At 60.2% G+C, this 8,689-nt stretch carries 5 protein-coding genes and 1 pseudogene; 3 read left to right on the plus strand and 3 right to left on the minus strand.

The genetic code is table 11. The annotated features are described in order from the left end of the window. The first annotated feature begins 447 nt into the window (after window positions 1–447). Window positions 448–1,050: a TVP38/TMEM64 family protein gene (locus NW845_RS11395; protein WP_414364060.1), complete on the plus strand. Its 603-nt coding sequence runs from the start codon at window positions 448–450 to the stop codon at window positions 1,048–1,050. A 123-nt stretch (window positions 1,051–1,173) separates the two neighbouring features. Here NW845_RS11395 and NW845_RS11400 read toward each other — a convergent pair. Next, window positions 1,174–1,878 (minus strand): annotated as a pseudogene (locus NW845_RS11400) (RNA-guided endonuclease TnpB family protein); the annotation flags it as partial. A 338-nt stretch (window positions 1,879–2,216) separates the two neighbouring features. On the opposite strand from NW845_RS11400, the gene eno reads away from it, so the two are divergent. Further along, entirely contained in the window at window positions 2,217–3,515 is a 1,299-nt protein-coding gene (gene eno, locus NW845_RS11405; protein WP_414364061.1) for a phosphopyruvate hydratase, read from the plus strand. On the opposite strand, the gene NW845_RS11410 is transcribed toward eno, so the two are convergent. Then, entirely contained in the window at window positions 3,512–5,563 is a 2,052-nt protein-coding gene (locus NW845_RS11410) for a prolyl oligopeptidase family serine peptidase (protein WP_414378623.1), read from the minus strand. The two genes, eno and NW845_RS11410, sit on opposite strands and share 4 nt — an antisense overlap. Window positions 5,564–5,697: 134 nt before the next feature. Here NW845_RS11410 and treZ point away from each other — a divergent pair, with 134 nt between their 5' ends. Continuing rightward, complete coding sequence (treZ, locus tag NW845_RS11415; protein ID WP_414378625.1) at window positions 5,698–7,560, plus strand: malto-oligosyltrehalose trehalohydrolase; 1,863 nt, start codon at window positions 5,698–5,700, stop codon at window positions 7,558–7,560. On the opposite strand, the gene NW845_RS11420 is transcribed toward treZ, so the two are convergent. Continuing rightward, window positions 7,548–8,689, minus strand: a 1,142-nt coding sequence (locus NW845_RS11420; RefSeq protein ID WP_414378627.1) for an FAD-binding oxidoreductase, incomplete at its 5' end; no start/stop codon positions are given. The genes treZ and NW845_RS11420 overlap by 13 nt on opposite strands.

Here is an 8,689-nt window from a genome sequence, read left to right on the forward strand (position 1 = left end):
CTGATCAATCCATCCTGCTTCCGAAGTTGGTTTGCTAAGTGTTGCTACTGTACCCCTTGATTCCTTAACAGGCTGTAGCAAAACAAAGCCTATGGAAATCATACCTGTTTCAAGCACTCCTTGAAAACCTCAAGTATCTGGCAGAGAAAGTAGAAACCCTTGGTGTTCCTTTGCCCTATGCAGCCACCTTCAGGTATTCGACAAAGAGAGCTTTGCAAGCTACTGGGCCTAGACTATAAAACTGTGGCCGAAGAAGCAAGGCACCTGGGACTGAGCACGCATGCCTACTTACAGCAAAAAACAGGCTGGATTTTGAGGAATGAGCTCTACTATCCCCCCGGCACTGCCTTTGGCGAGTCAGCAGGATCGTCTCCTACCTCCTCAGAAAAGCTACCCTCCAGCAGCAGAACCAATTCTAGGAAAAGGAAGGATATCCTCTCACTGCTGTTGTTGCTTGTTGTCCTGGTAGCTGCTATCTTGCTGGCCCGTCGCTTAGATCCAGACACAACTCGAGAGTTTATAGCAAAACTAGGCCCATGGGCACCCCTTGCTCTGATCGGATTACGCTCCTTGAGTATTATTATTCCTGCCATACCTAGCACTGTTTACTCCATCCTGGCAGGAGCACTCTTTGGATTTGGGGCAGGAATCCTTTACATTGCAATTGCCGATTTTACCTCTTGTACACTTAACTTTTACCTGGCCAGAAAGTTTGGTAGAGGCCTAGTACAGCGAATGGTTGGGCGACAATGGATGTATAAAGTCGATGCCCTTTCAGCCAACTATCTGGAAAACAATATTTTCCTTACGGCCGGGTTTTTAATGACGGGCCTATTCGACTTTGTCGCCTACGCTGCCGGCCTAACTCAAATGAAATGGCAGAACTTTCTTCTCGCGCTAGCTTTGGGCATTGCCGTCTCTACACCCCCAGTAGTAGCTCTGGGGGCAGGGATCCTAGAGCAGGGAAGGTGGCTGCTGGGCTTTGCTCTGCTGGGAATGTTTGCTTTAGCAATGCTAACCGGCTGGCTGAGTAAAAGGCGGCGTTCTTAATTTGCCTTTAATAAGGTCAGGACAAAAGCAAGGTCAGCAGTGGCTTCTAACTCCCTTCCTCAGCGCTTTGCCAATTGAATAGCCGTGTAGCCAAGGCCTGAGGCAAGCTCTAGCACTGTTTCTCCTCGGCCGAGTGCTGCGTGTGCCCCTACTGGCCTTGCGTTGCAGAGCCGCTCTCAACCGGGAGTAGTGGTCTCTGACCTGGTTCAACTGCTGTCCATTCCAGTTATCCCCCTCAGAGGTGTGGGCAATATCTCTCCTACCTAAATCCACGCCCATTGCTTTGACGGCGTGCTCCGGTTCCGGCACCTCAGACTCCACGCAAATCTGGATGTAGTAAGAACCGTCTTGGCGTTTGATGAGCGTGGCCGATTTGGGATTGGTGCCTGCTAACATCCCACACTGGTAGGAGCCAACATCCAGCTCAAAACGCTCGCGTCCCTCAACGGTGGTCGGCGATACTGTCCAGTCCCTCTCACGGAAAGAGAAGATTCGGGCATCGTAGGTAACAAAAACAAAGCCAGACTTGAACGCTTTAACTGGACGATTCTTTTGCTGGGCAACCTTGCGGGCACCGGCCAACCTTCTGCATACCTGTTGGGCTAAGTTGCTGGATAGCCCAAAGCGGGTACGAATTTCGCGGTAGCAAAGAGATTGAAGCTTGACGGCGTTGACTATCTTCTCTGGCGTGTTTTGGTTGACCCAGTAAGGCCTCCGGCCCGCTGGCGCGAGGAGTGCTTGTGCAAAAGCCGACAAGGTTGCCTCTCGCTTCACGGCTTGCAAAGCAGATACCTTGAGCTTGCAGGAGATAGTCAGAACTTGAGCCACCTCACAATTATCCGTCGTCCGCTGCGTCGTCTTCTCCAGATGTTCATGCTGGGATTGGCCTCTCTTTGGGCAGCGAGCTTTCTGGCTTTTCCCACCGGTCTAGTTGGATCCCAGCCATTGTCCCCGCAAGCGGGTGGCGAAACAACCCCTTGGAAAGCACCTCAACAGCCAACAGCTCAGGCGCTCTGAGCCCATGCGCGGCCCAGGCCGAGAGAGCGGTGCCGCCTGTGCCCGTTAAAGTTTTCCGGAAGCCAAAGGGATCCGGGGGCGAAAATCCACTAGTCTATTGGCAATCTGGCTTTGGCCAGAACTGTCTAGCCAATTGCTGAGGTGCAACTGTGGAAACGGCCATCGAGTGGATTACCGCCCATGAGATTCTCGACTCCCGTGGGCAACCGACCCTAGAAGCTTTGGTGGGCCTGGCCAATGGGGCCACCGGCTTGGCCCAGGTGCCCAGTGGTGCTTCAACCGGCACTTTTGAGGCCCATGAGCTGCGGGACGGGGATCCCAAGCGCTACGGCGGCAAGGGCGTGCTGAGGGCGGTGGAAAACATTCTTGGCCCCATCCAGTCGGAGCTGCAGGGAGAAGATGCCCTCAACCAGGCCCGCATCGACCAGTTGATGATCGATCTGGATGGCACCCCCAACAAGTCGCAACTGGGAGCCAACGCCATCTTGGTGGTCTCTTTGGCCACGGCTAAGGCGGCTGCTAGTGCAGTGGGTCTGCCCTTGTACAGGTACCTGGGTGGACCCTTTGCCAACCTGCTGCCAGTACCCCTGATGAATGTACTCAACGGCGGTGCCCACGCCGATAACAACCTCGATATCCAAGAGTTCATGCTGGTGCCTAGCGGGGCACCCAGCTTTCGCGAGGCGCTGCGCTATGGGGCGGAGGTGTTTGCAGCGCTCAAACAACTGCTGCGGCAGAAGGGGCTGTCCACTGGGGTGGGGGACGAAGGCGGGTTTGCCCCCGATCTCCCCTCCAACGCAGCGGCTCTGGATCTGTTGATGACGGCCATTGAACGGGCGGGCTACAAGCCGGGGGAAGACATTGCCTTGGCCTTGGACGTGGCCGCCAACGAGCTGCTGCAGGATGGACAGTACCACTTTGAGGGCAAAGCCCGCAGTGCTGAGCAGATGGTGGACTACTACGAACAACTGCTGGCCAACTACCCCATCGTCTCTCTAGAGGATGGGCTGGCGGAGGAAGATTGGGCCGGCTGGCAGGCCATGACCGCTCGGCTGGGATCGCGGGTGCAACTGGTGGGGGACGACCTGTTTGTGACCAACCCAGCCCGGCTGCAGAAAGGCATCGACAGCGGCGCCGCCAACGCCATTTTGATCAAGCTCAACCAGATTGGCACGCTGACGGAGACCGTCTCAACCGTGCAACTGGCCGTTCAGGCCGGCTTTCGCACCATCATCAGCCACCGCTCCGGCGAAACAGAAGACACCACCATCGCCGACCTGGCAGTGGCTACCCGCGCCGGACAGATCAAAACCGGATCCCTCTGCCGCAGCGAGCGCATTGCCAAGTACAACCAACTGCTCCGCATCGAAGACGAGCTGGGGGAAGCAGCCGTTTATGCCGGTCGGGTGGGCTTGGGGCCTAGGGCTGTGCCGGCGCAGCATCGCTAGTCTGTCTGGATTCCCAGCACCTGCACCAAAAAGGCCCAGCGGTCGGCGGTCTCTTCAATGAGCTTGCTGGTGGGCTTGCCAGCCCCATGGCCGGCTTTGGTGTCGATGCGAATGAGGATGGGCTGGGATCCCCCCTGGGCCGCCTGCAGGGCAGCAGCAAACTTGAAGCTGTGGGCCGGCACCACCCGGTCGTCGTGATCTGCTGTGGTGATCAGGGTGGCGGGATAGGCGGTGCCGGGCTTGAGGTTGTGCAGGGGGGAATAGGCGTAGAGGGCCTTGAATTCCTCCGGGTCTTCCGGGGATCCGTACTCCGAGACCCAGGCCCAGCCGATGGTGAACTTATGAAAGCGCAGCATGTCGAACACCCCCACAGCGGGCAGGGCCGCGGCAAAGAGATCCGGCCTCTGGGTCAGGCAGGCCCCCACCAAGAGGCCGCCGTTGCTGCCGCCGGCGATGGCCAACTTGGAGGGATTGGTGTAGCCATGGGCGATTAGCCACTCAGCCGCGGCAATGAAGTCGTCAAAGACCTTTTGCTTGTTGAGCTTGGTGCCCGCCTGGTGCCAGGCTTCCCCATATTCGCCGCCGCCGCGCAAATTGGGCTGGGCGTAAACCCCTCCCATCTCCAACCAGGCCACCAGGCCCACCGAGAAGCTGGGGGTTAGAGAGATGCCGAAGCCGCCGTAGCCGTACAGCAAGGTGGGGTGATCCCCTGTCCGCGCTAGGCCGCGGCGGTGGACAAGGAACATGGGAATGCGGGTGCCGTCTTTGCTGGCGTAGAACACCTGCTGCACCTCATAGGCGTGGGGATCGAAATCCACCTGCGGTTGGCGAAAGAGGGTGCTCCTGCCAGTGGTGAAGTCGTAGCGGTAGATGGTGGGCGGGGTGGTGAAGCTGGTGAAGGTGTAGAAGGTCTCGGTGTCGTAGCGCTTGCCAGCAAAGCCGCTGGCGGATCCCAGCCCCGGCAGAGGGATCTCCCCCAGGTAGGTGCCGTCTAGGGCAAAGGTCTTGATCTGGGTGTGGGCGTCTTTGAGGTAGAAGGCAACAAATTGATTGTGGATGAGGCTAACCCCCTGCAGGGTCTCCTCAGCCTCAGGGATCACCTCTTGCAGGTGCCCTGGGTTGTCGAGATCAAGGGCCACCAGTCGCCGCCGCGGAGCCTGGAAGTCCGTCAGCAGCCAAAAGCGGGAGCCGTCGTTGCCGACAAAGCTGTACTCGGCCTGGAACTCGCAAATGAGCTCCACCACCGGCGAGTTGGGATCCCGTAGGTCTTTGTAGAAGAGGAGGTTTTTGGGATCCGTGCCCCGCCAGACGGAGATGATGAGGTAGTTGCCATCTTCGGTAACCCCGCCAGCAAAGCCCCACTCTTTTTGGTCGGGGCGGTGATAGATCAAGACATCTTCCGACTGGGGGGTGCCGAGGCGGTGGTAGTAGAGCTTTTGGAAGTAGTTGGTACTTTCGTACTCGCTGCCGGGGGGTGGCTCGTCGTAGCGGCTGTAGAAAAATCCCTGCCCATCCCGTGTCCAGCTGGCCCCAGAGAACTTAATCCAGCGCAGGTGATCCGGCAGGTCTTCTCCAGTTTCGATGTCCCGCACCTTCCACTCCTGCCAGTCGGAGCCGGAGCGGGAGAGGCCATAGGCTAGGTAGCGCCCGTCGCGGCTGATGGCAATGCCTGAGAGGGCTACAGTGCCGTCTTCCGAAAACGTGTTGGGATCCAGCAAAACCCGGGCTTCGCCCTCCAGGCTTTCTTGGGTATAGAGAACGCTCTGGTTTTGCAGGCCGTCGTTTTTGAAGTAGAAGTAGCGGCCGCCCTCTTTGAAGGGCTGGCTGTATTTTTCGTAGTTCCAAAGTTGGGTCAGGCGCTCCAGGAGCCGCTGCCGCGCCGGGATCCGCTGCAGATAGTCAAAAGTTAGCCGGTTTTGCGCCTCGATCCAGGCCCGCGTCTGCTCAGAATCCAGATCTTCCAGCCAGCGATAGGGATCCGGCACCGGCTGCCCATGGTAGACATCGACAACGGTGGGATCCGGATGGCTGGGCGGGTAGTTAAACATAGGGACGGAGCAGCGAAAGGCCAATTCCACTATGGCAGAGGGAAGAGCCGGCAACCCACCCCAAGACCTGAGCCTCGAATGTCTGGGGGAGCAAGCCTCGCTATAGTGGAAGCCGAGTTGTGCAGGTGGGTTTCGTGCTTCAGGGTTCCCCTTCCTCTCAGCGTTCCCAGGTCGAACGGATTGGCGCCTATCCCTGCGGCCAGGGCCACTACCGCTTCTCGGTGTGGGCGCCCTTGGTCGAACACGTGGAGCTAAAAGTCATTAGCCCCGTCCAACAGGTCATCCCTCTGACCCAGGATGGGCAAGGCTACTGGCAGGGTGAAGTGGAGGGGATCCCACCGGGGCCGGTGGACTACCTCTACCGCCTACACACCTCAGGGGGGGTGGTGGAGCGGCCGGATCCGGCTTCCCGCTGCCAGCCCTACGGCGTCCATGGCCCTTCGCGGGTGGTGGATCCTCACTTCGACTGGCAGGATCAAGCCTGGAAGGGGATCCCGCTCTCCCAGTGGATCCTCTACGAGCTGCATGTAGGCACCTTTACCCCGGAGGGCACCTTTGCCGCCCTGATCCCCCGCCTGCCGCAACTGGTGGAGCTGGGGGTCAACGTGCTGGAGCTCATGCCGGTGGCCCAGTTTCCGGGGGAGCGCAACTGGGGCTATGACGGCGTCTACCCCTATGCCGTGCAGGTTAGCTATGGAGGAGCAGCGGGCCTGAAGGCGCTGGTCAATGCCTGCCACCAGCAGGGCTTGGCTGTCATTTTGGATGTGGTCTACAACCACCTGGGGCCGGAGGGGAACTACCTGCGGGACTTTGGCCCCTACTTTACCGACAAGTACCGCACCCCTTGGGGGGAGGCCCTCAACTTCGACGACCGCTATTCCGACGGCGTGCGGGAGTTTTTCCTGCAAAATGCCGAATACTGGCTAGAGGAGTTTCACCTAGACGGCCTGCGGCTGGACGCCGTGCATGCCATCTACGACTTCAGCGCCCACCCTTTTTTGCAGGAATTGGCAGAGCGGGTGGAGGCCCTGGAGGCGCGCACAGGCTGGCCCAGGGTTCTGGTAGCCGAAAGCGACCTCAACGACGTCCGCCTCATCACCCCCCGCGAGCAAGGGGGCTACGGCCTAGATGCCCAGTGGTGCGACGATTTCCATCACTCAGTTCACACCCTGCTTACTGGAGAAAAGACAGGCTACTACCAGGACTTTGGCCAATTGGAGCACCTGGCCAAGTCCTACCGCGAGAGCTACGTCTATTCCGGCCAGTACTCCCGCTACCGGGCCCGCCGCCACGGCAATTCCGCTCTCGCTAGGCCAGGCTCCCAGTTTGTAATCTGCATCCAAAACCACGACCAGGTGGGCAATCGCCGGCTGGGGGAACGCCTCAGCCAGCTCACCTCCTTCGCTGGCCTGAAGTTGGCCGCCGCTGCTCTGCTGCTGGCTCCCATGCTGCCACTGCTGTTTATGGGGGAAGAGTATGGGGAGGTGGCCCCGTTTCTCTACTTCATTAGCCACGGGGATCCCGACCTGGTGGAAGCGGTGCGGCAGGGACGCCGCCGCGAGTTCAGCGCCTTTGCCTGGCAGGGGGAGGTGCCGGACCCGCAAGCGGAAGAGACCTTCCTGCGCTCCAAGCTCAACTGGGAGCTGGGCACTGCTGGCCACCACCAGGTCTTGCGGCGGTGGTACCAAACCCTCATTCACCTGCGCAAGACCCTGCCGCCGCTGCAAAACCTGGAGCGGAGTTCGGTGGGGGTGGAGCTGTTTGCTCCAAGCGGCCTGGCCCTGCACCGCCACCAGGGATCCCAAGCCGTTCTGGCCCTGTTTAACTTCAGCTCCGACCAAGCAGCCACCTACGCCCCATGGCCCAACGGCCGGTGGGAGAAGCTTCTAGATAGCGGCGACGCCAAGTGGCTGGGCCAGGGATCCTCCCTGCCGGCAAAAAACCAAGGGGATCCCGTTGAGGTGCCGCCCTATGGGGTGGTGGTCTACAGCCAGTAATCCCGACCGCAGCCGTAGCGCCAGGCCTCGCGCCGCCGGTTCCAGAAGTAGTCTTGCGGGGCCCCTTCCAGGCGGTCGGCTAGCCTTTGCAGGAGCTCGTAGAGGCCAAGGGTGGCAAAGTGGCCCGCCCAGGCCACCAGCTCCGGCAACCCCAACCGGGGCAAAAGCGCGGCCACCAGGGCTGGATCTTGCCTCATCACCCCCCACAGTGCCTGGGCCAAGCCGCCAAACTGCACCACATCCTGCAAAAAGGGCCGCACCACCTGGGGGCCGGCGGCAACCATGGCTGCAAACACTCTGCTCAACAGGCGGTTAATGCTGTTGGGATCCCAGTTTTTCTCTCCCAAGGGAGGGATCATCGCCTTTTGAAAAAGCCAGGTTACCGCCAAGTTGGGCTGGTAGGGCTGCAGCAGGGCCAGGGCCGCCTGCTCCAACTGCCGCTGCACCAGCGCCTCGTGGATCCCCTGCTGCAGGCGATCCAGATGGCGCAACATCGCCCCAAAGCCGCCAAAGCTCAAAGGCGACTGGCTGCCGCTGCTGTCTCCTACCGCCAAGAGGCGATCCCAGGGCAGTTGTAGCGGGCTGCGGCGGTAGGCGGGGAAGACGCCACACAGCTTGCGCACCCAGCGGATCTGGGCCAACTCGGCCCCCTGGTAGGCAGGGAGCAGCCGGCAGTAGTCCTGCCAGAGCTTCTCCAAACTGGGTCGGCGGGGATCCCGGTCGCAGTAGGTAAAGAGATAGGTGGTGCGGCCATCGCGGGCGGGGAAAGCCTCCCAAAAGGGCTGGTAGCCCTCCTGGGCGGGGGTAAAGCTGTAGAACAGATCCCCAGTGGATTGCTCCGGCAGCCCCTGGGCGCAGGATCCCACCACCAGACAGACACTGTCCGGCGGCTGCCCTTGGCGGGCCTGGGCCGCAATGGGGGAGCGGTGCCCCATGGCATCCAGCAGCAGTTGGGCGCTGAGCTGGCCGGTGGTGGTCTGAATGCAGATCCCATCGGGGTGGACCGTGGCGCCTAGAAACCCGGTTTGCTCCCGCACCTGGCCCCCCCAGGCCAGAAAATGCTGCTTGAGGAACTCTAGCAAGCTGACCGGATCCACGCCTACGTTCAGTACCCCTTCCACCCACCAGG

The organism is Synechococcus sp. H60.2 (genome assembly GCF_047462315.1).
Taxonomy (GTDB): Bacteria; Cyanobacteriota; Cyanobacteriia; order Thermostichales; family Thermostichaceae; genus Thermostichus.